This is a genomic window from Rhodoblastus acidophilus (genome assembly GCF_900187365.1).
Classification (GTDB): domain Bacteria; phylum Pseudomonadota; class Alphaproteobacteria; order Rhizobiales; family Beijerinckiaceae; genus Rhodoblastus; species Rhodoblastus acidophilus.
Genome location: NZ_FYDG01000005.1, coordinates 25,274 through 48,023, shown reverse-complemented (window position 1 = coordinate 48,023; position 22,750 = coordinate 25,274). Strand labels below are relative to the sequence as shown.

Sequence of the window (22,750 nt, the reverse complement as noted above, 5' to 3'; positions counted from 1 at the left end):
AATGTTGATCAAATCCACGCTTGATAAAGGTTGTGTCGTTTTGACCTTCGAAAGGCGCCAGAGATTTCGATGCGTATGGAAGAGCGAGCGGAGGCCGCCCAATGTTCGTTTCTCGCGGCCTGCCGGCCCGAAACGGCGGAATTCCTGTTGCAGGGCGCGTTCCTGCAGCGGTTCCCTGCACACACGCAACTGACTCGCGAAGGCGAGCGGGCTGATTTTCTCTACGTTGTGCTCGGCGGCGCCGTCGAGCTTTACGCCAGTTGGCGCGATCGTGAGACCACGGTCGTCGTCCTCGGCCCCAATGATGGCGTGATCGACGCCTCGGTGGTGCTCGATCAGCCCTATCCGCAATCTGCGCGCACCCTGGAGGCTTCCCGCATCCTGATGGTGCCCTCCAAATCGGTGCGCCACGCGTTGGAGGCTGATGGCGGCTTCGCCGCCGCCTTCACGCGCGAGATCGCCCGCAGCTACAGCCAGATGGCGCAGGAGCTGAAAAATCAGAAATTGCGCACCAGCCTGGAGCGTCTGGCCAATTGGCTGGTGCAGCGCGATCGCGAAACCGGCGGGACTCGCCGCCTGGTGATTCCCTTCGAGAAAAAGATTCTCGCGGCGCGGCTCGGCATGGCGCCGGAGGTGCTGTCGCGCTCGTTCGCGGCGCTGGCCAAGTTCGGCGTGCGCGTCGATGGCGCGCAGGTGACGATTCGCGATCTGCCCGCGCTGGAGGATCTCGCGGGCGCGGAAAAACAGATGGTCGAAGAGGCGAGTTAAAGAATCAGTCGTGACGATTGGTGAGGAGCGCGCGCAGTTCCTGCGGATCGTGCGCGTCTTCCGGCAGCACGTCCTCGGCTTCGCCCGGCGCTTGCGCCTCAATCAGAGATTCGGCCTCGTCCGGCCGCTCGTCGGCTTCTTCGGCCGGCTTTGGCTCGTCGTCCGGCGCGGAGCGGTGACGCCGCCGTGCGGCCGCGTCCTCGTTGATCAGGAGCGCGGTGAACTCGCGCGTATCTTTCGCGGAGTCGCCTTCTTCCGACCGCGAGACGGCCGAGACGCGCGCATAAGGACCAATGCGACTCACCTGGGGCGTATCCATGGCGCGGCTCCCAATCGCTGCCCATGATACGCTAACCCGGAAGCCTTGCGCCAGTCTTGCGGCGCAGATGCGGGCGCCGCCTTGGGCTTAACGATAATAGGTCGTCGGATAGTTGCGCGTGGGATAATAGGTCGGCGACTCGTAGGTCGGCGTTTCCCAGGTCGGCTGGTTGATCTGCGGCGGCGGCGGCGGGCTTACGGCCGGCGGCGTTGCGACCGGCGGCGAATAGACCGGCGCCGATGGCTGCGGCGGGTAATAGGCCTGGGCGACGACGGCGGGACCCTGGATTCGCGATAGGATTGAACCGGAAAATTGCGCGTCGGCCGCGTTCCACAACCAGGAAATCAAAAAGCCGGATGACAGCAGCAGACCCAGGCGAAGCAACATAGCGACGCTCCTTAGGACTCGATTTTCAGTGCGGGCGATCCTAAGACCGGAAGCTGGATTGGAGCCTGCGGCGGAGAATGCCGATGCGACGCATGTTGGTTTGTTTCGCGCTGATGACGCTGACAGCGGCGGCGGAGGCCGCGCCGCGCTACTGCGACGAGGTCGCCGCAGCGATCAAGAATCGTCTGCGCACGGACGCGCAGTCCGGGTTGGCGGATCGCGGCGCGCCCGCCAGCGAGGCGGATCTGGCCGCGTTTCCGCTTGCCGCCGCCGACCGCGAGGCGCTGAAGGCGGCGTCCGTGCGACTCGCCCGCGCCGGCGGCGCCAAGGGGCTGGCGCTGATCGACGCCGAATCCGGCGCGGCGAATTGCCGCCGGCCCCTGCTGTTCAGTCTCGCTTCGGGCGAGACAAAAGCGCTGGCGGCGCCTGCGCCCGGCGATCCATTCGACCGTTGCGGTCACGGCGCCGTCGGGCTTGGCGCAGCGGGCGGCCGCGCTTTCTTCCTGCAAAGCGACGGCGGCGCTGACGATCTCGAACAGGCGGCCATTTTCGTTCAACAGGGCGAAACGCTCAGGAAAACCTGCAACATTTCCATTCGTTATACGCTGGAGTTCACCGCGACCGACGCCTTTTGCGCCACGCCGGATCTCTGTCGGCTCGGCCCGAAAGCGGCCGTATGGGCGCGGTCCTGGCGGGCGGGCGGTCCGGAATTGCTCGACCCGGCCTTCAGCCCGGCGGCGGCGCCGAAATCCGGCGACGCCGCCTCCGCCGCATTGCCGCTCGCCGGCGCGGCGGCGCAAACTTTCGCGTTCGACGCGCCCGAAAGCCATTTCGCCATTCTGGGCGAGCCCGCCGCCGATCGGCTTCGCATTGGCGCGGCGCGATCCGGTCCCGGCGTTCCCCCGGACGCGACCCTGGTCGCGCTCTACAAGGGGGATCGTCCCGTCGCCAGTTTTGTGGTGGCGCGCCGCCGCGGCGCGGCGGCGGCGGTGATCGCGCAACCCGACTGATCCCATCACTTCTGCGTGTGGCCGGTCGCTTCGCCTTGTGACGGCCGGGATTTTACGTTCGAATTTCCCCAGCGCAATCTGAGGCGCGCCCGACCTGAAGGCGCGCCCGATTTGACGACGCGCCAATTGGGGGGAGTTCATGGCCACTATCTTGCACAGCGACACGCCGCGTTGGCCTTATGCGGATCGCATCAATCGCGTCGATCTCGCCGACGTCCAACCCTGGTTCGAGCAGGGCTTCCGCGATTTCGCGGCGGCGCCTGCGGCAAGTCTTGTCTATGGCGGCGTGTTCGCCTGCCTGGGATTGGCGATCGCCGGCCTGCTCTGGTCCACGGACGCGCTTTATTTGCTGCTGCCGGCCTCCTGCGGCTTCCTGTTGCTCGGTCCGGCGCTGACGGTCGGCTTTCAGGCGATTAGCCGCGATCTCGAACGGGGCCGCAAACCGTCGCTGATCCATGCGTTCGGCGCCTGGCGCGAGGATGCGCCGGCGGTGTTCGGACTCGCCGCCGCGCTGCTTGGCGTGTTCCTGGTGTGGATGCGGCTGTCGCAGATTCTCTATGCGCTGGTGTTCCCGCCACAGGCCAGCCTGTCGCTGGACGGACTGCTCACGACGACGTTCGCCACCGCTGGCGGCTTGCAGTTTCTGGCGCTGTTTGGGCTGCTGGGCGCGGGATTCGCCGCGGTGGTTTTCGCCGGCGGGGCTTTTGCGCTGCAACTCATGCTCGACCGCAAGGTGGGGCTGATGGAAGCCGTCGGGACGAGTTTCGCCGCCGTCGCCGCCAACCCCGGCCCGATGGCGCTGTGGGCGGCCCTGCTCGCCGGTCTGGTGTTCGCGGGCATGGCGTTCTTTTACGTTGGATTGGCTGTGACCCTGCCGCTCGCCGGCCATGCCGCCTGGCGCGCCTATCGCGCCGTCATCAAGCGCTGAGGCGGACTTTCGCCAGGTTTCGGCATGAAGGCCCGGCAGTCCGGCGCCTTCGCGCCGAAGCGCATGATCAGGCCGCGGCCTTGCGACATTCCTCGGCGCAGGCCCGGCAGGACTCGGCGCAGGCCTTGCATTCGGCGGTCTCCGGGAATTTCTCGCATTCCTTCTGGCAGGCGAGGCAAATTTCCTCCGTCGCCTTGGCGAAGGCGGGAACGGCGGGCGAATTCAGCGCGGCGAGCGTTTGCAGCGCCCCACAGGCGGCGGCCACCTGGGTCGCGGTGTTGACGCAGCCGCTCATGGAGAGATCTTTCATCGCCAGCATGCCGACGCAATGGCGCAGGCAATCGTTGGCGGCGGCGACGCAATGGCCGCTGGCGTCCTGCAAAGCCTTGTATTTGGCCGGGTGCATCGAATGTTGACGCTCCTCGGCCAGCGCGGGCGTGGCCAGCGCCGCCGCCGCGACGGCCCCGAGAAATTCACGACGCTCCATGGCATCCTCTCCCCTCGCGGCCTTCCCGGCCGTTGTCGCCGGCATTATATCAAGCCCTGGCCTGACCGGAAGAATGGAGGCGCCATGTGCGGACGTTTTGCGCTCACCGCGCCGCCCGAAGCGGTGCGCGCCTATTTTCGCTTTCTTGAACAGCCCAATTTCCCGCCGCGCTACAATATTGCGCCGACGCAGCCGATCGCCCTGGTGGCCGCGCGCCGCGACGGACGCCATTTCATGCTGGCGCGGTGGGGCTTCCTTCCGGGCTTTGTCAAAGACGTCAAGAAATTCCCCTTGCTGATCAACGCCCGCGCCGAGACGCTGGCGGAAAAGCCCAGCTTTCGCGCGGCGCTGCGGCGGCGCCGCTGCCTGATTCCCGCCGACGCCTGGTATGAATGGCGCGCCAATCTGTCCGGCCCGAAAACGCCGTTTCTATTCCGCCGCGCCGACGGCGGGCTGCTGGCCTTCGCCGGGCTGTGGGAAACCTATCTCGACCCGTCGGGCGGCGAAATCGACACCGTGTGCGTCATCACGACCTCGGCCAATGGCGCGACCGCCGCGATCCACGACCGCATGCCGGCGATCCTGGCGCCCGAAGATTTCGACGCCTGGCTCAATCCCGACGAGACCGTCGCGCCGCGTCTTGCGCTGTTGCGGCCGGCGCCGGACGACGCCATCGTCTTTTACGCCATTTCACCCCGAATCAATCGCGCCGGCGAAGAGGGCGCGGAGCTGCAGGCGGCGGTTTGAGCGCGGAGGCGCCGCGTCGGGTAGATCTACGAGGTCTTCAGGCAGGAACTATCGCCGCGGCGCGGGGTTACCGGGGTCCAGCCCTGCGCGAGCAAGGGCGGCATGAGGGAAGGATCGACAATGGCGTCACCCCAGCAGCAGCCAATGGAACATACAGCGGTCTCCAGCTTCCGGACCTTTTTCGGCAGCGTGACCAGCGTCGGACGCAAGGCCCAGGAAATCGCGGGCGAATTTGCGAAAATGTCGGAGGAAAACATCGGGGCCGGCACCAAAGCCGCCGAGCGTTTGCGGAACGCGCAATCGCTTCAGGAGGTCACGACCATTCAGTCGGAATTGCTGAAGGAATCGTACGAAGCCACCACCAATCACTATCGCAAGATCGCCGAACTCGCGATCTCCACGCCTCAGGAACTGGCCCAATCGGCGCGCGAATTTGCGTCCACATTCGCTCAGGCCGGCCAGGAAGGCGCGCAGCAGGCTTCGGATCTCACCCGCAAGATGGGCGGCCATGCCGCCGATGTCGTTGAGAAAACCGCCGAAACCGCCCAATCGGCCGTACGCGGCGGCCGGGGGTAAAAGATAAATCCTGCACGCCTGCGTCAAATGGCCGCCGGAAAGTTCCCGGCGGCCTTTTATCATAGGGTCAATGTTCCTTCGCCCAGGATCACGCTGGCGCCGCCGACCTCCACCTGGATCAGCGCGCCCCGTTCGATCTGCAGTGTCAAGGCGATCAGACTCGGGCGGCCCATCGCATAGCCCTGCTCGATGCACAGGAGGTGTTCGCCATCTTCGGGGCGTTCGAACCTTTGGGCGATGGCCGCGAAGGCGATGGCGGCGACTCCGCTCGCGGCCTCCTCGGCCAGGGCTCCGTTCCGGGCGGCGTGGCTGGCGCCGAACACGCGGACTTGGACATGGTGGGCGGGATCGTCCGTCTCGCGTGTGTAAAGGCTGACCGGCGGGCGCGCCAGCGGCAGGATTTTGGCGAGCGCCCGGGCGTCGGGCGCGGCCCGGTCCAGCGCGGCCCGGTTCGCCACGGGAACGAAGGCGAAAGGCAGGCCGGCGCTGGCGAGCATGGGATGGTGCGCGTCGAAGCCGATCTCGTCGGGCGCGAGTCCGAGCGCCGCCGCGAGACGGACCGCACCGACGGGCGCGTCCACGATTTCCGGCGGATGCGGCGCGACGAATTGCGCCCGCAGCGCGCCATTGATGCGCGCGACTTCGCAAACGATCACGCCAATCTCCTCCTCCAGCGCCACGCGAATCGGGGCGCGGCCGAGCATGTCGCGCGCGCGTTCGAAGGCGATCAGCGCGGCGGCGCCGATGGTGGCGGCGCCGGCGAAAGGCCGTTCGACGGTGGGGGTGAAGATGCGCAGCCGCGCTGTGTTGACGGGATCGCGCGGCTTGAGCAGGAAGACGGTTTCCGGCAGGTTGAACTCGCGCGCGATCTGCTGCATGCGCGCGGGCGCGAGACCGTCGGCGTCGAGCACGACCGCTAGCGGGCGGCCCGCCAGCGGTCGTTCGGAGAAGACGTCAAGCCGGCGGTACTTGAGCGGCATCGGGCTCGTCTTTGCGCGCCGTCTCGCCAGCCCCGTCCGCCGCCGCGAGGGTCTTGTAGGCGCGGATCGAAGCGGGGATCATGCCGAGATAGAGCAGGCTGAGGCCGATCAGCATCTGCATCGGGAAGAAGGCCAGCATCACCAGCGCCGCCGCCACGACGAACAGCACGAAGATGAATTTGTCGCGCGGCACCCGTCCCAGGCTCTTGCCGGAATAATGCGGGATTCGGCTCGCCATCAGCAGCGCCACCAGCAGCACATAGCCCGCCTCCAGCACGGAGGCTTTCGGCGTGGTCTCGAAGCCGAACACCAGATGCAGGTAGAGCGGCAGCAGCACCACGATGGCGCCCGCCGGCGCCGGCATGCCCGTGAAGAACTTGGTCATCCAGGCGGGGCGGTCGGGATCGTCGATCATCACGTTGAACCGGGCGAGGCGCAGCGCGGCGGCGATGGCGAAGAACAGCACGGCGACCCAGCCGAGCGTCCCCAGCTGATGCAGCGACCAGAAATACAGCACGAGGCCCGGCGCCACGCCGAAGTCAATGAAATCGGCCAGCGAGTCCAGCTCCGCGCCGAATCGCGTCGAGCCCTTGAGCGCGCGGGCGATGCGCCCGTCCACGCCATCCAGCACGGCGGCGACGACAATGGCCAGCACCGCGCTTTCCAGATGGCCGTCCGCCGCCAGCCGAATCGCGGTCAGGCCCGCGCACAGCGCCAGCAGGGTGACGACATTGGGGATGACGAAACGCAGGGGCAGGCCGCGCAGCCCGCGCGGCCCGATTCGGGCGCGCGTGGGGTAAGGCTTGGCGTCGGCTTGGGGTTCTTGAGACATGTCATGCGACCTTGTAGGGCCGTTCCTGAGCGGCCGGTCCGTAGTCGGCCAAGACGGTTTCACCGGCTGTGGCGCGCGAGCCCAGGCCGACCATGAGACGCGCGCCCGGAGGCATGTAGACATCGACGCGCGAGCCGAAGCGGATCAGCCCGAAACGGTCGCCGACGCCGAGATTCTGGCCTTCGTGGACGAAGCTGAGGATGCGGCGGGCGATCAGGCCGGCGATCTGCACCACGCCGAACGTGCCCTGGGCGGCGTCGATCAGCAGGCCGTTGCGCTCATTGTCCTCGCTGGCCTTGTCCAGATCGGCGTTGACGAACACGCCGGGCTTGTAGGCGATGCGGGTGACGCGGCCGGTGACCGGCGCGCGGTTCACATGGCAGTCGAACACGCTCATGAAAATGCTGACGCGCTGCATCGGCTCCGGCCCGAGGCCGAGTTCCGGCGGCGGGGCGAATTGTCCGATCGAGCAGACGTAGCCGTCAGCCGGGGCGACCACCAGCCCGTCCTGCACCGGGGTGACGCGCTGAGGATCGCGGAAGAAATAGGCGCACCACAGCGTCGCGATCGCTCCGATCCAGCCGAGCGGCGACCAGATATAATGCAGGATCACGGCGCCGATGCCGAACAGGATGATGAAATTGCGGCCTTCCGGATGGACCGGGACAACCTGCTTGCGGATGGATTCGATCATGGACATGGAGGAGCCTCGGAAGAAAGTCCGGCGCTGTTTTGGCGCCAATTGACGATAAAGTCACGCACCACAACAGCGCAGGCGCGGCGCTCCCGGCAGGACGCTTCGTGAGGCCGCATCAGTAATGCGGCGGCGGGCGGTCGGGCGCCGTGCGCTGGCTCAAACCCTGCACGTCCTCGCGCAGGCGCAGCACCTCGCGCGTCAGCGCGTCAATGCGCGCCCATTGGCCGGCGACGAGATCGCTCAACTCCTGCACCGTGCGCTCCTGATGCGCATAAAGCGCTTCCAATTCGTCGACGCGCGCTTCAAGCGGCCCCATGATTGTTCCTTCTCATTTGCGGCCAAACAGCTTTTCAATATCCGCCAGCTTCAATTCGACATAGGTCGGGCGGCCGTGGTTGCACTGGCCGGCGCCGGGGGTGCGCTCCATTTCGCGCAATAACGCGTTCATTTCCTCCGGGGCGAGCCGCCGGCCCGCGCGGACGGAATGATGGCAGGCCATCGTCGCCAGCACATGGTCGAGTTTTTTCTCCAGCGGCGCGGCGGCGCCGTCCTCCGCCAGCGAGCAGGCGAGATCGCGCAGCAGCGCATCGAGCGCGCCGATTTTCAGCGCGGCCGGGGTTTCATGCACCGCGACGGCCCCCGGGCCGAACGGTTCAAGCGCGAGGCCGAGCGAAGCGAGCAGCGGTTCGGCTTCGACAAGGCGCGCGGCGTCGGCGGGGTCGAGATCGACGATATAGGGCGACAGCAGCGCCTGCCGCGCCACGCCAGCCTCGGCGCGTTGTTTTTTCAGGCGCTCGTAAACCAGCCGCTCATGGGCGGCGTGCTGGTCCACCAGCACCAGCCCGTCGCGGGTCTGCGCCACAATATAGGTCTCGTGCAACTGGGCCCGCGCCGCGCCGAGCGGGGCGTCGAGGGCTTCCTCCGCGATCGGCGCCAGATGCGGCCGCGCGTCGGCGGCGGGCGGCGCGCCGGGGCCGGCTTCCTCGAAGGCGAAGGCCTGCGACGGCCGCATTTGCGGCGCGAAGGGCGGTTCCGGCGCGGCGGGCGAGGCGCGCCAGTCCCAGTTTTTCGGCGCCGCCGGGCGGTTCTGCGCGAATTGCTCCAGCGCGCGCGGCGCCAGCGACGGCGTGGCGCGATGCAGCGCCGAGGCCAAAGCCTGTTTCAGCGCGCCAATGACAAAGCCGCGCACCAGCCCGGAATCGGCGAACCGCACTTCCGCCTTGGCCGGATGGACGTTGACGTCCACCTGCCGCGGCGGGCAGTCGAGGAACAGCGCCAGCGTCGGATGGCGGTCGCTGCTGAGAAAATCCATATAGGCGGCGCGGATCGCCCCGGCGAACAGCTTGTCCCGCACCGGCCGACCATTGACGAACACATATTGGGCGCTCGCGTTGGCGCGATGCCAGGTCGGCAGACCGGCGAAGCCCCACAGCCGCAGGTTTTCCCGGACCGCTTCGACTTGCAGCGCGTTTTCGCGGAATTCGCGGCCGAGAACCTGGGTCAACCGGGTCAGCAGCCCGTCGAATCCGTCCGGGCAGGCCTGATAATCGAAACCGGCGAGGCCGTCGCCGCCGAGCGAAAAACGCACGCCATGGTTGGCCATGGCGAGCCGCTTGAGCACATCGGCCACGGCCTGCGCCTCGGCCCGCGTGCTTTTCAGGAATTTCAGCCGCGCCGGGGTGGCGGCGAACAGGTCGCGCACCTCGACGCGCGCGCCAAACGGCAAAGCGGCGGGCTTGACCTCGCCGACCTCGCCGAACTCCACCTGCAGCCGCGCACCCTGCGCGGCGTGTTGCGGCCGCGCCTGGATGTCCAGCCGCGCCACGGCGGCGATGGAGGGCAGGGCCTCGCCGCGAAAGCCGAGCGTGGCGATATTGGTGAGGTCGCCGTCGGGAATTTTCGAGGTGGCGTGGCGCTCGACGCAGAGCCGCAAATCGGTCTCGTCCATGCCGGCGCCGTCATCGACGACGCGAATCAGGCTCTGGCCGCCGTTCTCAATGGTCACGTCGATGCGCGACGCCCCGGCGTCCAGCGCGTTCTCCACCAATTCCTTCACGGCGGCGGCGGGTCGCTCGACCACTTCGCCAGCGGCGATGCGGTCGGCGAGAATCGGATCAAGACGGCGGATGGTCATTCAGGCACGCCATTAAGGAACACTCGCTGATTTTGCAATCACGCCAACATTCCGGAGGAGACGTGCGGGGGCGCCGCGCGAACGATCAGCCCGCGTTGAGGCCCTCGGGACGTCCGACCACGGCGACCAGAAACTGCCCGTCGCCGAGCAGGCGCCTGGCGACGCGGCGGGCGTCCTCGATCGTCACCGCCTCGATCTCGGCGTTGCGGCGGTCGAGATAATCCGGCGCAAACCCCTCCTGCTGCAATTGCAGCAAGTGGCCCGCGATCTTGGTCGAGGTGTCGAAGCGCAGCGCATAGGAGCCGACGAGATATTTTTTCGCCTTCTCCAACTCGTCCGCGGTCGGGCCTTCCTCGGCCATGCGCCGGGCTTCCTCCGAGATCACCGACAGCGATTCGGCGGCGCGCTCGTTCTTGGTCGAAGTGGCGCCGATCAGGCCGGGCGAGGCTTTGGGCGTCGAAAGCATGGAATAGACCGAATAGGTCAGGCCGCGCTTCTCGCGCACCTCCTGCCACAGCCGCGAAGTGAAAGAGCCGCCGCCCCAGATGTGATTGACCACGGTGGCGGCGATGAAATCGGGGTCGTGGCGGGTCAAGCCGGGCCGGCCGTAACGGATATTGGCCTGGGGCACGTCGAGATCGACCAGCACGCGTCGGCCGAGTCCGGCGATGTTTGTTTGCGGCAGCGGGGCGCGTTCGGCTTGCGCCGGCAGGCCGGAGAACAGGGCGTCGAGCTTGGTTGCCAGCGTCGCCGCGTCGATGGCGCCGACCACCGCGATTTTCAAGGCGTCGCGCGCCAGCAGCTTGCGGTGCAGCGCCACCAGATCCTCGCGCCCGACCGTGTCCACTTCGCCCAGCTCGCCGCGCGGCGAGCGCGCATAGGGATGGTTCGGCCAGGCGGCGCGGCGCCAGGCCTGTCCCGCCATGGCGTCGGGATCCTTGGATTCGCGCTTCAGCATGGCGTTGATCTGGCCGCGCACCCGCTCAAGCGGTTCGGCGTCGAAGCGCGGCGCGTTGAGCGCCAGCGTCACCAACTCGAACGCTTTATCGAGATTGCGCGTCAGCGTCTGCAAATGGCCGGTGAGTTCGTCGCGGTCGGCGGAAAAATGCAGGCGGATGGCGTGATCGTCGAGCGCGCGCTGAAACTGCTCCGAATCGAGGTGGCCCGCGCCCTCGTCGAGCATGCCCGCCAGCATCGAGGCCGCGCCGGCCTTGCCTTGCGGATCCTGCGCGGCGCCGCCCTCGAAGGAGAATTCCAGCGCGACCAGCGGCACGGCGTAATCCTCCACCAGCCAGGCCTTGATCCCGAACGGGGTGACGATTTGCTGGACGCGCGAGGCGCGCGAGATTTTTGCAGGTGCGTTCATGGCGAGGCCTTGGGGCAAAAGATGAGAAGGGCTGGGGGATCGTGCTCTAGGCGGCTTGTTCGTCCTTGAGCAGATAGCCGCTGACGGCGCGCCGGCGGTTCAGCCATTTCGTCGCCTTCGCGACATCCTCCGATGTCACCGCCTCGATACGGCGGCTCCAGCCGAGCACGTCCTCGACGCCGCCGCCAATGGCGAGCGCCGCGCCGAACCAGCGGGCCAGGGCCATCTGGCTGTCCTGCGCATAGACCGAATCGGCGATTAGCCGGTTGATCGAGCGGTTCAGATCCTCGGACGAAATCCCGTCGCGGAACAGTTCGTCGAGCACGTCGTCGATCGCCGCTTCGAGATCGTGCAGCGACACGTCCTCGGTGGGAACGGCGTAAACGTAGAAGCGGCTGTCGTCGAGCGCCGACGCGTAATAATAGGCGCCGGCGGACACCGCGAGTTTGCGCTCCAGCACGAGGCGTCGATAGATCAGGCTGGTCGGGCCGCCGCCGAGATAATGCGACAGAACTTCCAGCGCCTCGGCTTCGCCCGGCGCCGCCGTGCGTTGGGACGGGGCGAGATAGATGCGCTCGAAGCTCGGCTGCTCCACCTTTTCGTCGGCCAGTTTCACCGTCCGCTCGGCGCGGGGCTCGGGTTCGCGCGGCCGGTCGCGCCGCGGCGCCTCGCCGCGCGCGGGAACCTTGCCATAGGTTTCGCGCGCCAGCTTTTCGACTTCCTCCAGCTCGACGTCGCCCGCGACCACCAGAATGGCGTTTTCGGGCGTGTAGAAGCGGCGGTAATAGTCGAGCGCGTCGTGACGGTTCAGAGTCTCGATCTCATGGCCCCAGCCGATGATCGGCACGCCATAGGCGTGATGGGTGAACAGGGCCGCGTTGAGCGCCTCGTCGAGCTGCGCGCTCGGATCGGCCTCGGTGCGCATGCGGCGCTCCTCCATCACCACGTCGCGCTCGGGCAGCACCACCTCGTCCGACAGGGTGAGGTTGGTCATGCGGTCGGCTTCATAATCCATCATCACGCCGAGATGCTCGCGGGCGATGCGCTGGAAATAGGCGGTGAAGTCGTAGGAGGTGAAGGCGTTCTCCTGGCCGCCGAGTTCGGCGACGAGATGGGAGAATTCGCCGGGCTTGTGCTTGTGGGTGCCCTTGAACATCAGATGTTCGAGGAAATGCGCGATGCCGCTCTTGCCGCGCGGATCGTCGGCCGAACCGTTGCGATACCACACCATATGCGTGACGACCGGGGCGCGGTGGTCGGGGATCACCACCACATCCATGCCGTTGGCGAGCCGGAAGGCGCTGATCTTCGGTCCGGCGTGCGCCCCCTCGCCCTCCGCCGGCGCTTCATGGGGCAGGGACGGCTGGGGCGATACGACGGTCACGGGCGGAATCCTGGTGCGGGGCGAACAGAAGCTTCACCCAATATAAGTGGCGAAAGCCGGAGCGACAGCCCCGGCTTGCAAAATTCTTGCCTGACGCGCCGTCAGAACCAGTTGAACCAGCCCTTCTTGCCTTCGTCCTGTTCGGTGAAGCCGGACACCTGGCCGTCGGGACCCCGAACCTTTTCCGTAAAGCTGGGCGGCGGCTGCGTCAGCGCCTCCGCGCTGGCGGGACGCGGCATGCGACGCTCCTCGACCGGGCGGGGCGGCGGCAGCGCGTCGCGGTTTTGGGGAATGGCGAGTTTGGAGCGTTCGGAATAGTCGGGAACGGGCTCGTCCGAGCCGCCGAGGCCGATCGCGTTGGTGGCGCGGTCGAACCAGCCCGACGGGGCGGGCGCGGGCGCAGCGACCGGCGCGGGCGCGGCAGGGGCGGGCGCCTCGGCGGCGGGCGCCGCCGTCCTGGATTTGCGCTCAGGTTTGGCTTGTCGCTCAGGTTTGGCTTGGCGGTCAGGCTTGGCCGGCGCGGTCACCTCGACGGGCGGCAGATTGCCGGCGGGCTGCGTCTCTGGCTTGTCGCCGAGGCCCAGGGCGCCGGTGGCCTTGTCGAACAGCGAGGGTTCGCTGGTTTGCGCCTGCGCCATAAAGCTGCGCGGGTCGGGCTGGCGCGCCGGTTCCAGCGCGCTGGAATCGAACAGGCGGTTGAGCAGGAATTTTTTCGGCATGCCGTTGGGAAGAGTTTCCTCCTCCGGCTCGGCCTGGGCGGGAGCGGCGCCAGAAGCCGCGCCGCCATTCGCGGCGGCGGGTTCGGCGCTCTGCGGGCTGGTGAGGCGGTTGATCAGCGATTGCCGGGGCATGTCCTGCCCAAACGCCTTTTGCTGCTCCGGCTGCGCCGCCGCCGGGGCGGCGACAGGTTCGGGCGCCGCGACGGCTTCGGCTTGCGGCGGGTGAGCGGGTTTGGCTTTCGCGGCGTGCTTCGGCTTGGCCTTGTGCGGCGCGGCGGCCGGCGCCTCTGCTCCGGTCGACGCTTTGTCGAACAGTGAATCTTCCGCCCACGCGGGCGTCGCAAGGCAAGCCGCTGCGCAAAGCGGCGCGGCCATCAAGGCGCTGATCCTGTTGTTCCTGGCCATGCACAAACCCCGCAATTCGACCGTTTCCAGCGTTATGGCCGCTTCTTGGCGAAATCGCGGCGAAGAAGCTTCAAGACGCTGCCGGCGCTTGACTCGTAAACGACTCATATATCAGCAGCACGGCCCCGGCAAATATCGCGGCGTCCGCAAAATTGAACACGTAATTGGCCAGCGGCCCCGCCCAGAACGGCGTGTGGAAATACAGGAAGTCGGCGACGGCGCCATGGGTCAGCCGGTCCTGGGCGTTGCCGAGCGCGCCGCCGATCAGGCAACCGAAGGCGGCGGCGGCGGCGTTGGTTTTCGCCCGCCACAGCAGGAAGCCCAGAAACACCGAGGCGGCGGCCGCCAGCCCGGCGAGCGCGTAACGGCCGAAATCGCCGTCCGAATGCAGCATCGTATAGGCGACGCCGCGATTCCAGCTCATGGTCAGCGCGAGAAACGGCGTCAGATCGAATCGCGGGGCGTCCGGGGTGTCGAGCAGGCCGATCGCCCAGATTTTCGACGCCTGGTCGACGGCGAAAACCGCCGCCGCCAAAGCAAAACCGGCGATCCGCCGGTTCACGCCGACACGCCCGCCGCGCGCAATTCGCGCAGCGCCTGGGCGTCGCGCAGGGTCACATCGGGGAAGTCGGGGTCGGCGCCGACCTCGGGCGAAATCCGCCAGGAGCGCGCGCATTTCTTGCCTTCGGCGCGGCGGCTGACCACGCCGACGCCGGGCGTCTCCGGCAGGGTGAAGGCGTTTTCGGGCGCCGCGCCGGCCACGATCTCGATGGACGAGGTGATGCAGACATCGGCGAAATTCACGCCCTCCAGCGCGGCGCGCAACGCCTCATCCGCGATGAAAACCTGCGGAGCGGCTTCGAGCGAGGCGCCGATGGTCTTGTTGGCGCGCTCGATTTCCAGCGCGCCGGTGACGACCGCGCGGATGCGGCGCACGGCTTTCCACTTGGTCGCCAGCGCCTCGTCGCGGCCGCTTTCCAGACCCTGCGGGAAGGTGGTGAGATGCACCGAGGCCTCGGCCTGCGGCCGGAACGCCAGCCAAGCCTCTTCCGCCGTAAAACACAGGATCGGCGCCAGCCATTTCAGCAACGCGTCGCACAGCATGTCGATGGCGGTGAGCGCCGCCTTGCGGGTCACGCTCGACGGCGGGTCGCAATAGAGGCAGTCCTTGCGGATATCGAAATAGAAGGCCGAAAGGTCGCCGGTCATGAAGGCGGTCAGCGTCGCCACCACCTTCTTGTAATCGAAGGCGGCATAGGCCTCGCGCACCTGCGCGTCCACTTCCGCGAGCCGGTGCAGCATATAGCGCTCCAGCTCCGGCATTTTTTCGCGCGCCACGGCCTGAGCCGGATCGAAATGCGCGAGCGCGCCCAGCATCCAGCGCAAGGTGTTGCGCAGCTTGCGGTAGGTCTCGGAGAAGGTCGAAAGGATTTCCTTGCCGATGCGCAGGTCGTCGGAATAGTCCGACGCCGCCACCCACAGCCGCAGAATGTCGGCGCCCGCGTCCTTGATCACCGTCTGCGGCGCCACGACATTGCCCAGCGACTTGGACATTTTGCGGCCCTTCTCGTCCAGCACGAAGCCGTGGGTGAGAACGGTGTCGTAAGGCGCTCTGCCGCGTGTGCCAGAACTTTCCAGCAGCGAGGAATGGAACCAGCCGCGATGCTGGTCGGAGCCTTCGAGATACATCACCTCGTCGGCGCCGCCGTCGTGATGGCGCTTGATCCCCGCCAGCGTCGGGAAATGTTTGGCGTCTTCCATCGTGAAGGCGTGGGTCGAACCGGAATCGAACCAGACGTCGAGCACGTCGTCGATCTTTTCGTAATCGGCGGGGTCGTGCTCGGGCTTGAGGAAACGCTCGGCGGCGCCGTCCTTGTACCAGGCGTCGGCGCCTTCTTCGGCGAAAGCCGCGACGATCCGTGCGTTGACGTTTTTGTCCACCAGGATTTCGTGGCCGCCCTTTTTCACGAACACGGCGATCGGCACGCCCCAGGCGCGCTGGCGCGACACCACCCAGTCCGGGCGGTTGGCGATCATGCCGGTGATGCGATTTTCGCCGGCGGCGGGCACCCATTTGGTCTTGGCGATTTCTTCCAGCGCGATCTCGCGCAGGGTGGCGCCGTTCGAGGTCTGAGCCCCGAAAGGTTTGTCCATCGCGATGAACCATTGCGGCGTGTTGCGGAAGATGACCGGCTTCTTCGAACGCCAGCTGTGCGGATATTGGTGCTTGAACCGCCCGCGCGCCAGCAGCGCGCCGGCCGCGATCAGGGCGTCCATCACGCGGGCGTTGGCGTCGCCCTTGTTCCCCTTGTCGTCGATGACGCGCGCGCCTTCAAAACCGGGGACTTCCTTGGTGTAAAAACCGTCGGCGTCCACCGTATAGGGGATGCGCGCGTCGATGCCGCGCTCGTGCAGCAGGCGGCTCGACGCCATCCAGATGTCAAAGTCTTCGCGGCCGTGGCCTGGCGCGGTGTGGACGAAGCCGGCGCCGGCGTCGTCGGTGACATGGTCGCCGTCGAGCAGCGGCACGCCGAACGTGTAGCCGAGATTTTTCAGCGGATGGTCGCAGGTGAGGCCGGCGAGTTCGTTTGCCGCAACCTCGCGCACCTTTTCAAAGGCGTCGACCTTGGCGGCTTTAAAAACGTCTTCGGCGAGCTTGTCGGCGAGGATGAATTCATCGCCCACCTTGGCCCAATTCCCTTCGGGCGCGGCGGTGACCCGATAAAGGCTGTAGCCGATGCGGTGCGAATAGGAGATGGCGCGATTGCCGGGGATGGTCCAGGGCGTGGTGGTCCAGATCACCACGCGCGCCGACGACCCGCGCACCGGGAAGGCGACAAAGATCCAATCGGACGTGTGGTCCTCGTATTCGACTTCCGCCTCGGCCAGCGCGGTCTTTTCCACCACCGACCACATCACCGGCTTGGAGCCGCGATAGAGCAGGCCGTTGCCGGCGAATTTGAGGATTTCCGACGCGATGATGCTCTCGGCGGCGTAATCCATCGTGGCGTAACGCCCGTCCCACTCGCCGGAGACGCCGAGCCGCTTGAATTCCTCGCGCTGGATGTTCAGCCAGTTTTCCGCAAAGGCGCGGCATTCCCGGCGGAATTCCACCACCGGCACTTCGTCCTTGTTGCGGCCCTTGGCGCGATATTGCTCCTCGATCTTCCATTCGATCGGCAGACCGTGGCAGTCCCAGCCGGGCACGTAATTGGCGTTCTTGCCGCTCATGCGCTGCGAGCGCACGACAATGTCCTTGAGGATTTTATTCAGCGCGTGGCCGATGTGGATGTTGCCGTTGGCGTAGGGCGGGCCGTCGTGCAGCACGAATTTCGGTTTTCCCGCGCCGGCTTCGCGAAACTTCGCGGTCAGGCCGGTCTGCTCCCAATGCGCCAGCAATTCCGGCTCCTTCTTCGGAAGGCCGGCGCGCATCGGAAAATCAGTTTTCGGCAGATAGAGCGTGGCGGAATAGTCGGGGCCGGTTTTCTCGGTCATTTCAGCATCTCGCGGCGAGGGAGGTCCATCGGTCAATCAAAATCCCGGCGCGCGCGAAATTTTACGCGCGGACCGGGCCGATAATTCGCCGGATGCATATGGCGGTGCGGAAGGACATGGCCGCCTTTTAACGAAAAAAGCCGCCGCTGGTAAGAGCGGCGGCCTAATTTTGTCACGCTGAACCCTAAAGGTTAGTGCGCCATCGCCTTGACGACGCTCTCGACCACCTTCTTGGCGTCGCCGAACAGCATCATGGTGTTGTCCTTGAAGAACAGCTCGTTTTCGACGCCGGCATAGCCCGAGGACATGCCGCGCTTGACGAACATCACCGTCTTGGCCTTTTCGACGTCGAGGATCGGCATGCCATAGATCGGCGAGGACTTGTCGGTCTTGGCGGCCGGGTTGGTCACGTCATTGGCGCCGATCACGAAGGCCACGTCGGCCTGCGCGAATTCGGTGTTGATGTCCTCCAGTTCGAACACTTCGTCATAGGGGACATTGGCTTCCGCCAGCAGCACGTTCATGTGGCCGGGCATGCGGCCCGCGACCGGATGAATGGCGTATTTGACTTCCACGCCTTCTTCCTTGAGCAGGTCGGCCATTTCGCGCAGGGCATGCTGCGCCTGCGCCACCGCCATGCCATAGCCGGGCACGATGATGACCTTCTGCGCGTTCTGCATGATATAGGCCGCGTCATCCGCCGAACCCTGCTTGACCGGACGCGCTTCCGCCTTGCCGCTGGCCACCGCCGCATCCTCGCCGCCGAAGCCGCCGAGGATGACCGAGATGAAGCTGCGGTTCATGCCCTTGCACATGATGTAGGACAGAATGGCGCCCGACGAACCGACGAGCGCGCCGGTGATGATCAAGGCCATGTTGCCGAGCGTAAAGCCGATGCCGGCCGCCGCCCAACCCGAATAGGAGTTGAGCATGGACACGACCACGGGCATGTCGGCGCCGCCGATCGGCACGATCAGCAACACGCCGAGGGCCAGCGACACCAGCACGATCGCCCAGAACAGCACTTCGCTGCCGGACAGGAAGAAGCCCAGGATGAACAGGGCCAGGCCCGCGCCCAGGGCGACATTGATGGTGTGGCGCTGCGGCAGCAGGATCGGCTTGCCGGCCATGCGGCCGTCGAGCTTCAGGAAGGCGATGACTGAACCTGTGAACGTGATCGCGCCGATCGCCGCGCCGAGCGACATTTCGATCAGGCTGGCGGCGTGAATGTCGCCGGGGATGCCGATGCCGAACGCCTGCGGCGCGTAGAGCGCGGAGCCGGCCACCAGCACGGCGGCGAGGCCGACCAGCGAGTGGAAGAAGGCCACGAGCTGCGGCATTTTGGTCATTTCGACCTTGCGCGCCAGATAGGCGCCGGCGCCGCCGCCGATGCCGAAGCCCAGAACCAGCAGGATGAAGCTGAGGAAGCTGGACGGCGGGCGCAGGGCGAGCGTCGTGACGATGGCGATCGCCATGCCGATCATGCCGTAGCGGTTGCCCTGGCGCGAGGTGGTCGGATGCGACAGGCCGCGCAGGGCGAGGATGAACAGGACGCCGGAAACGAGATAGAGCAGGGCTGCGAGATTGGCCATGACTCAGCCCTTCTTCTTGTACATGGCGAGCATGCGCTCGGTGACGAGGAAGCCGCCGAAAATATTCACCGAGGCGAGGATGAGGGCGAAAAAGCCGAACGCCTGCGCCCATCCCGACCCCTCGCTATTGACGAGATCGACGCCGACCGCGAGCAGGGCGCCGACCACGATGACCGACGAAATGGCGTTGGTCACCGACATCAGCGGCGTGTGCAGGGCGGGGGTCACCGACCAGACCACGTAATAGCCGACGAACACGGCGAGGACGAAAATCGCCAGCCGGAAGATGAAGGGGTCGATGGCGCCGCCGCTGACGGCATGGGCCGTCGCCGCCATCTGGTCGGCGTAGTTCTGCGCGGCGTCGGCCGCGCTGCGCAGGGCCTGCGCGGCGGTTTGCGCGTGCTCAGCCACGCTTTGGGGGTCACTGGACATAGGCTTCTCCAGGCAATTCAGGGGGAAAGGGCGTTAGCCCGCGAAATTCGGATGAACCACGGCGCCGCCCTTGGTCAGCAGCGTGGCCTTGATCAAATCGTCTTCCTCATTGACGACAATGGCCTTGTTTTCCTTGTCGATCATGGTTTCGAGGAAGGTGAGCAGGTTTTTCGCATAAAGCTGCGACGCCGTGGCGGCCACATCGCCGGCGAGGTTCAGCGGGCCGAGCACTTTGACGCCGTTGGGGCTGAGCACGGTTTCGCCGGCCTTGGTCAGGTCGCAATTGCCGCCGCGCTCCGCCGCCATATCGACGATGACCGAGCCGGGGCGCATCGAGGCGACCATGTCGGCCGAAACGAGCTTCGGCGCGGGACGGCCGGGGATCAGCGCGGTGGTGATGACAATGTCCTGCTTGGCGATATGGGTGGCGACCAGCGCCGCCTGTTTCGCCTGATATTCCTTGGACATTTCCTTGGCGTAGCCGCCGGCGGTCTGCGCCTGCTTGAACTCGTCGTCCTCGACGGCGAGGAATTTGCCGCCGAGCGACTCCACCTGCTCCTTGGTGGCCGGCCGCACGTCGGTCGCCGTCACCACCGCGCCGAGGCGCTTGGCGGTGGCGATGGCCTGCAGGCCGGCGACGCCGACGCCCATCACGAACACTTTGGCGGCGGGCACTGTGCCGGCGGCGGTCATCATCATCGGCAGCACGCGATTGAACTGCTCGGCGCCCTCGATCACCGCGCGATAGCCGGCGAGATTGGCCTGCGACGACAGCACGTCCATGCTCTGGGCGCGGGTGATGCGCGGCATCAACTCCATGGCGAAGGCGCGCACGCCGGCGCCGGCGAGCGCCTTGAGCAGCCGTTCCTGGCCATAGGGGTCCATCAGCGACAGCACGACCGCGTCGGGGTTGACGCCGACGAGGGCCTGAGGCTCCGGGCGGCGCACGGTCAGCACGACATCGGCGCCGGCGACGGTCGCCGCATTGTCGGCGGCGATTGTCGCGCCGGCCTTCTCGAAATCGGCGTCGGTGAGGCCGGCCTTGGCGCCAGCGCCTTTCTGGACCACGACTTCGGCGCCGAAGCCGATATATTTCTTGACGGTGTCGGGGGTCGCCGCGACGCGCCCTTCCTGGGCGCGGGTTTCGGCGGGAACGGCAATACGCATGAACAACTCCGATTGAGCCCGCTTTGCGGCGGGTCTGGACGTTTCCGCCCGCTGCCGGGCAGGGACGGGTTAGTGCGTGTGACGAGCGGCGGACCGGAAAAGGACGAGCGCTGTCGCCTCCCGATCCGGCGGCGAGGCCAACGGATCGATCGACCTGATTTGCGCCGTCATTATCCTCTCCTTCGGCAAAACATTCTTGTCGCGGGCGCCTTGCCGACACAATTTCTTGGTCGGCGCAATTTCTTGCTATGGCTGCGACCTAACGCCACTGCCATAGCCAAAGGGCAATTGATATAGAACTTTTTGTCCTGGAGCAAAGGCTTTGCGGCCTTGACGTCCTGATTCGGCTGGGGTCAGCCGCGCGGGTCCGAGGGCGTCCATCCCACCTGTTCCAGCAAAGCTTGTTGCCGCTTCGCCACGGATTCGACTGAAAAATCCGCCAGGGCCTCCTCGAACAGCCGGTGAAAATTCATCTGCGCGCGCAGGTGCAGGAAGGCGCCGCTCAGGCCGAGCGCGGCGCGGTGCATGAACACGAAGGCGCGTGGCAGCCGGACTGGGCCAAATTGTCGCAGGCGCCGGCGCACCTCCTTGGCTTCGGCGCGGCCATAGGCGCCGACGGCGACATCTTCGGCGACGGCGCGCACGCGGTCGTCGAGCAGCGGGCCGAGCAGGAACCGCGCCCAGAACGACAGCGCCTCGATCAGGTCGGGGTTGAGGTTCTCGAAGCCCCATTCGCTGTACGCTTGGGCGGCGCTGGCGCCGTCCCCATCGCGCAGGGCGCGGTAGAGCCGGATGATTCCGCCGACCACAACGGGCGGAAACACCCGGATGCAGCCGTAGTCGAGCAGGTTGACGCCGACCGCCTCGCCGTCGCGGAAAATGGTGTAATTGCCGAGATGGGGATCGCCGTGGATCACGCCGAATTGCGCGAAGGGCCGCCACCACGCCATGAAAATCGCCCGCGTCGCCGCATTGCGCTCGTCCTGGCTGGCATGGTCCTTGAAGCTGAGCAGCTTTTCGCCGTCCAGCCACGACAGCGCCAGCAGCCGTCCGGTCGACAGGTCGGCGCGCACGGCGGGAATGCGGAGGTCGTCGCGGCCGCCGAGCATGACGCCGTAAAGCGCGGCGTTCTGCGCCTCGCGGCGGTAATCCAGCTCCTCGCGCAGCCGCGTCGCCAGTTCGGCATAGGCGTCGCTGGCGTCGACGGAGCCATTGAGGCGGCGTTGCAGCGCGATCGCCCAGTCGAGCTGGGCGAGATCGGCCTCCACCGCCGAGGCCATGTCGGGATATTGCAGCTTTAACGCGACTTCGGCGCCGTCGAGCGTGGTGGCGCGATGCACCTGGCCGAGCGAGGCGGCGAAGGTCGGCTTCATCTCGAAGGTCTGAAAGCGCCGGCGCCAGTCGGGGCCGAGTTCGGAGGTCATGCGCCGCGCGACAAAAGCCGCGCCCATCGGCGGCGCCTCGCTTTGCAATTCGGCCAGGGCTTCGGCGTATTCCTCGGGCAGGATTTCGGGGATGGTGGCGAGAAACTGCCCCGCCTTCATCAGCGGCCCCTTGAGACCGCCGAGCGTCGCCGCGAGCTTTTTCGGATCGGGGTCGCGGCCCAACAGCCGCCCCGCGACGAGCCGGGCGGCGACGCCCCCGGCCTGCGCCCCCACGGCGGCGTAGCGGGCGGCGCGGGCGCCGAAACGGTTGCGTTCGTCGTCGGTCATATCTGTTCTCGATGCAGGGCGCGGGGCGGCTCCTTCTCCCCGCTTGCGGGGAGAGGGGACTGGTTCGTCATCTGCCGTAAACGCCCGTCAACGTGGACTTGGCCAACGCATTGGCGTTGACGACAAACCCGGTCAGCGAGGCCGTGGCGTTGGGCGGCAGGTCGAGTTTGGCAGATTTCAACGCATAAATGGTGAAATTGTAATGGTGCGGCTTGTCGCCCTGGGGTGGGCACGGGCCGCCATAGCCGGGGGCGCCGAAATCGGTGGCGATTTCCCTGGCGCCGTCGGGGAGTTTGGCGCCGCGCGGCAGGGAATGGACGCTGGCGGGAATGTCGGTGACCACCCAATGCCAGAAGCCTGCGCCGCCGGTGGGCGCGTCGGGATCGTGGACCAGCAGGGCGAAGCTTTGGGTTCCTTCCGGCGCGCCGCTCCAGTCCAGCGCCGGCGAGAGATTGCCGCCGGCGCAGCCGAAGCCCTTGAAGACGAAAGTGTCGGCGATGGTCGCGCCGGGGGCGATGTCGGCGCTCTTAAGTTCAAAGGCCGCAGCGCCGCCGCACGCGGCGGCGAGCAGGGCGCCCGCGCCGATCCACGACTTCCAGTTCAAGGCGGTCTC

At 66.7% G+C, this 22,750-nt stretch carries 23 protein-coding genes; 5 read left to right on the top strand and 18 right to left on the bottom strand.

The window, feature by feature from the left end; translation table 11 throughout:
• Positions 1-69: 69 nt before the first annotated feature.
• Positions 70-768, top strand: a complete 699-nt coding sequence (locus tag CFB24_RS11875) for a cyclic nucleotide-binding domain-containing protein (protein WP_088520839.1) — start codon at positions 70-72, stop codon at positions 766-768.
• A gap of 4 nt (positions 769-772) precedes the next feature.
• On the opposite strand, the gene CFB24_RS11870 is transcribed toward CFB24_RS11875, so the two are convergent.
• A complete protein-coding gene (locus CFB24_RS11870) occupies positions 773-1,087 on the bottom strand; it encodes a hypothetical protein (RefSeq protein ID WP_088520838.1) in 315 nt (104 codons plus the stop codon).
• A gap of 87 nt (positions 1,088-1,174) precedes the next feature.
• Positions 1,175-1,474, bottom strand: a complete 300-nt coding sequence (locus CFB24_RS11865; protein ID WP_088520837.1) for a hypothetical protein — start codon at positions 1,472-1,474, stop codon at positions 1,175-1,177.
• A gap of 83 nt (positions 1,475-1,557) precedes the next feature.
• On the opposite strand from CFB24_RS11865, the gene CFB24_RS11860 reads away from it, so the two are divergent.
• On the top strand, positions 1,558-2,484 hold the full coding sequence (locus tag CFB24_RS11860; RefSeq protein WP_141098435.1) for a hypothetical protein: 927 nt from the start codon (positions 1,558-1,560) through the stop codon (positions 2,482-2,484).
• Between the two features lie 139 nt (positions 2,485-2,623).
• Complete coding sequence (locus tag CFB24_RS11855) at positions 2,624-3,412, top strand: DUF2189 domain-containing protein (RefSeq protein ID WP_088520835.1); 789 nt, start codon at positions 2,624-2,626, stop codon at positions 3,410-3,412.
• A gap of 67 nt (positions 3,413-3,479) precedes the next feature.
• Here CFB24_RS11855 and CFB24_RS11850 read toward each other — a convergent pair whose 3' ends face one another.
• Entirely contained in the window at positions 3,480-3,899 is a 420-nt protein-coding gene (locus CFB24_RS11850; RefSeq protein WP_088520834.1) for a four-helix bundle copper-binding protein, read from the bottom strand.
• An 84-nt stretch (positions 3,900-3,983) separates the two neighbouring features.
• Here CFB24_RS11850 and CFB24_RS11845 point away from each other — a divergent pair, with 84 nt between their 5' ends.
• Positions 3,984-4,646 carry an SOS response-associated peptidase gene (locus CFB24_RS11845; protein WP_088520833.1) on the top strand — a complete coding sequence of 221 codons (663 nt, stop codon included), beginning with the start codon at positions 3,984-3,986 and terminating at the stop codon, positions 4,644-4,646.
• Positions 4,647-4,790: 144 nt separating this feature from the next.
• Complete coding sequence (locus CFB24_RS11840; protein ID WP_158255324.1) at positions 4,791-5,222, top strand: phasin family protein; 432 nt, start codon at positions 4,791-4,793, stop codon at positions 5,220-5,222.
• Positions 5,223-5,281: 59 nt separating this feature from the next.
• Here CFB24_RS11840 and CFB24_RS11835 read toward each other — a convergent pair whose 3' ends face one another.
• From CFB24_RS11835 to CFB24_RS11765, 15 genes are all read right to left on the bottom strand, one after another.
• Positions 5,282-6,202, bottom strand: coding sequence for a PhzF family phenazine biosynthesis protein (locus tag CFB24_RS11835; protein ID WP_088520831.1), 921 nt, complete (start codon positions 6,200-6,202; stop codon positions 5,282-5,284).
• The gene (locus tag CFB24_RS11830; RefSeq protein WP_088520830.1) at positions 6,177-7,034 is read right to left on the bottom strand and encodes a CDP-alcohol phosphatidyltransferase family protein; all 858 of its coding nucleotides are present in this window, start codon (positions 7,032-7,034) and stop codon (positions 6,177-6,179) included. Before CFB24_RS11830 ends, CFB24_RS11835 begins: the two co-directional genes overlap by 26 nt.
• A 1-nt stretch (position 7,035) precedes the next feature.
• Positions 7,036-7,776, bottom strand: a complete 741-nt coding sequence (locus CFB24_RS11825) for a phosphatidylserine decarboxylase (RefSeq protein ID WP_264581128.1) — start codon at positions 7,774-7,776, stop codon at positions 7,036-7,038.
• A 70-nt stretch (positions 7,777-7,846) separates the two neighbouring features.
• Positions 7,847-8,047: a SlyX family protein gene (locus tag CFB24_RS11820; RefSeq protein ID WP_088520828.1), complete on the bottom strand. Its 201-nt coding sequence runs from the start codon at positions 8,045-8,047 to the stop codon at positions 7,847-7,849.
• A 12-nt stretch (positions 8,048-8,059) separates the two neighbouring features.
• A complete protein-coding gene (gene mutL / locus CFB24_RS11815; protein WP_088520827.1) occupies positions 8,060-9,865 on the bottom strand; it encodes a DNA mismatch repair endonuclease MutL in 1,806 nt (601 codons plus the stop codon).
• A gap of 85 nt (positions 9,866-9,950) precedes the next feature.
• Entirely contained in the window at positions 9,951-11,231 is a 1,281-nt protein-coding gene (locus tag CFB24_RS11810) for a M16 family metallopeptidase (RefSeq protein WP_088520826.1), read from the bottom strand.
• A 46-nt stretch (positions 11,232-11,277) separates the two neighbouring features.
• Complete coding sequence (locus CFB24_RS11805; RefSeq protein WP_425332130.1) at positions 11,278-12,615, bottom strand: M16 family metallopeptidase; 1,338 nt, start codon at positions 12,613-12,615, stop codon at positions 11,278-11,280.
• Between the two features lie 101 nt (positions 12,616-12,716).
• Positions 12,717-13,739, bottom strand: coding sequence for a hypothetical protein (locus CFB24_RS11800; protein WP_088520825.1), 1,023 nt, complete (start codon positions 13,737-13,739; stop codon positions 12,717-12,719).
• 70 nt (positions 13,740-13,809) lie between these two features.
• Complete coding sequence (lspA, locus tag CFB24_RS11795) at positions 13,810-14,301, bottom strand: signal peptidase II (protein ID WP_158255325.1); 492 nt, start codon at positions 14,299-14,301, stop codon at positions 13,810-13,812.
• Positions 14,298-17,234, bottom strand: a complete 2,937-nt coding sequence (ileS, locus tag CFB24_RS11790) for an isoleucine--tRNA ligase (protein ID WP_088520824.1) — start codon at positions 17,232-17,234, stop codon at positions 14,298-14,300. The genes lspA and ileS overlap by 4 nt, the downstream gene beginning before the upstream one ends.
• A 191-nt stretch (positions 17,235-17,425) precedes the next feature.
• Positions 17,426-18,826, bottom strand: coding sequence for an NAD(P)(+) transhydrogenase (Re/Si-specific) subunit beta (locus CFB24_RS11785; protein ID WP_088520823.1), 1,401 nt, complete (start codon positions 18,824-18,826; stop codon positions 17,426-17,428).
• Positions 18,827-18,829: 3 nt separating this feature from the next.
• Entirely contained in the window at positions 18,830-19,258 is a 429-nt protein-coding gene (locus CFB24_RS11780; RefSeq protein WP_088520822.1) for an NAD(P) transhydrogenase subunit alpha part 2, read from the bottom strand.
• Between the two features lie 33 nt (positions 19,259-19,291).
• The gene (locus CFB24_RS11775; protein ID WP_088520821.1) at positions 19,292-20,425 is read right to left on the bottom strand and encodes a Re/Si-specific NAD(P)(+) transhydrogenase subunit alpha; all 1,134 of its coding nucleotides are present in this window, start codon (positions 20,423-20,425) and stop codon (positions 19,292-19,294) included.
• A gap of 353 nt (positions 20,426-20,778) precedes the next feature.
• Positions 20,779-22,137 carry an ABC1 kinase family protein gene (locus tag CFB24_RS11770; RefSeq protein ID WP_088520820.1) on the bottom strand — a complete coding sequence of 453 codons (1,359 nt, stop codon included), beginning with the start codon at positions 22,135-22,137 and terminating at the stop codon, positions 20,779-20,781.
• Positions 22,138-22,204: 67 nt separating this feature from the next.
• Positions 22,205-22,741 carry a YbhB/YbcL family Raf kinase inhibitor-like protein gene (locus CFB24_RS11765; protein ID WP_244593321.1) on the bottom strand — a complete coding sequence of 179 codons (537 nt, stop codon included), beginning with the start codon at positions 22,739-22,741 and terminating at the stop codon, positions 22,205-22,207.
• Positions 22,742-22,750 lie beyond the last annotated feature (9 nt).

Excerpts from the sequence above, each read along its gene's own strand:
- CFB24_RS11870 (WP_088520838.1), bottom strand. The coding sequence starts at position 1,087 with ATGGATACGCCCCAGGTGAGTCGCATTGGTCCTTATGCGCGCGTCTCG.
- CFB24_RS11810 (WP_088520826.1), bottom strand. The coding sequence starts at position 11,231 with ATGAACGCACCTGCAAAAATCTCGCGCGCCTCGCGCGTCCAGCAAATC.
- CFB24_RS11875 (WP_088520839.1), top strand. The coding sequence starts at position 70 with ATGCGTATGGAAGAGCGAGCGGAGGCCGCCCAATGTTCGTTTCTCGCG.
- CFB24_RS11775 (WP_088520821.1), bottom strand. The coding sequence starts at position 20,425 with ATGCGTATTGCCGTTCCCGCCGAAACCCGCGCCCAGGAAGGGCGCGTC.
- CFB24_RS11820 (WP_088520828.1), bottom strand. The coding sequence starts at position 8,047 with ATGGGGCCGCTTGAAGCGCGCGTCGACGAATTGGAAGCGCTTTATGCG.
- CFB24_RS11855 (WP_088520835.1), top strand. The coding sequence starts at position 2,624 with ATGGCCACTATCTTGCACAGCGACACGCCGCGTTGGCCTTATGCGGAT.
- CFB24_RS11860 (WP_141098435.1), top strand. The coding sequence starts at position 1,558 with ATGCGACGCATGTTGGTTTGTTTCGCGCTGATGACGCTGACAGCGGCG.
- mutL (WP_088520827.1), bottom strand. The coding sequence starts at position 9,865 with ATGACCATCCGCCGTCTTGATCCGATTCTCGCCGACCGCATCGCCGCT.
- CFB24_RS11785 (WP_088520823.1), bottom strand. The coding sequence starts at position 18,826 with ATGGCCAATCTCGCAGCCCTGCTCTATCTCGTTTCCGGCGTCCTGTTC.
- CFB24_RS11850 (WP_088520834.1), bottom strand. The coding sequence starts at position 3,899 with ATGGAGCGTCGTGAATTTCTCGGGGCCGTCGCGGCGGCGGCGCTGGCC.
- CFB24_RS11830 (WP_088520830.1), bottom strand. The coding sequence starts at position 7,034 with ATGTCTCAAGAACCCCAAGCCGACGCCAAGCCTTACCCCACGCGCGCC.
- CFB24_RS11840 (WP_158255324.1), top strand. The coding sequence starts at position 4,791 with ATGGAACATACAGCGGTCTCCAGCTTCCGGACCTTTTTCGGCAGCGTG.
- CFB24_RS11770 (WP_088520820.1), bottom strand. The coding sequence starts at position 22,137 with ATGACCGACGACGAACGCAACCGTTTCGGCGCCCGCGCCGCCCGCTAC.
- CFB24_RS11865 (WP_088520837.1), bottom strand. The coding sequence starts at position 1,474 with ATGTTGCTTCGCCTGGGTCTGCTGCTGTCATCCGGCTTTTTGATTTCC.
- CFB24_RS11845 (WP_088520833.1), top strand. The coding sequence starts at position 3,984 with ATGTGCGGACGTTTTGCGCTCACCGCGCCGCCCGAAGCGGTGCGCGCC.
- CFB24_RS11835 (WP_088520831.1), bottom strand. The coding sequence starts at position 6,202 with ATGCCGCTCAAGTACCGCCGGCTTGACGTCTTCTCCGAACGACCGCTG.
- CFB24_RS11800 (WP_088520825.1), bottom strand. The coding sequence starts at position 13,739 with ATGGCCAGGAACAACAGGATCAGCGCCTTGATGGCCGCGCCGCTTTGC.
- CFB24_RS11780 (WP_088520822.1), bottom strand. The coding sequence starts at position 19,258 with ATGTCCAGTGACCCCCAAAGCGTGGCTGAGCACGCGCAAACCGCCGCG.
- ileS (WP_088520824.1), bottom strand. The coding sequence starts at position 17,234 with ATGACCGAGAAAACCGGCCCCGACTATTCCGCCACGCTCTATCTGCCG.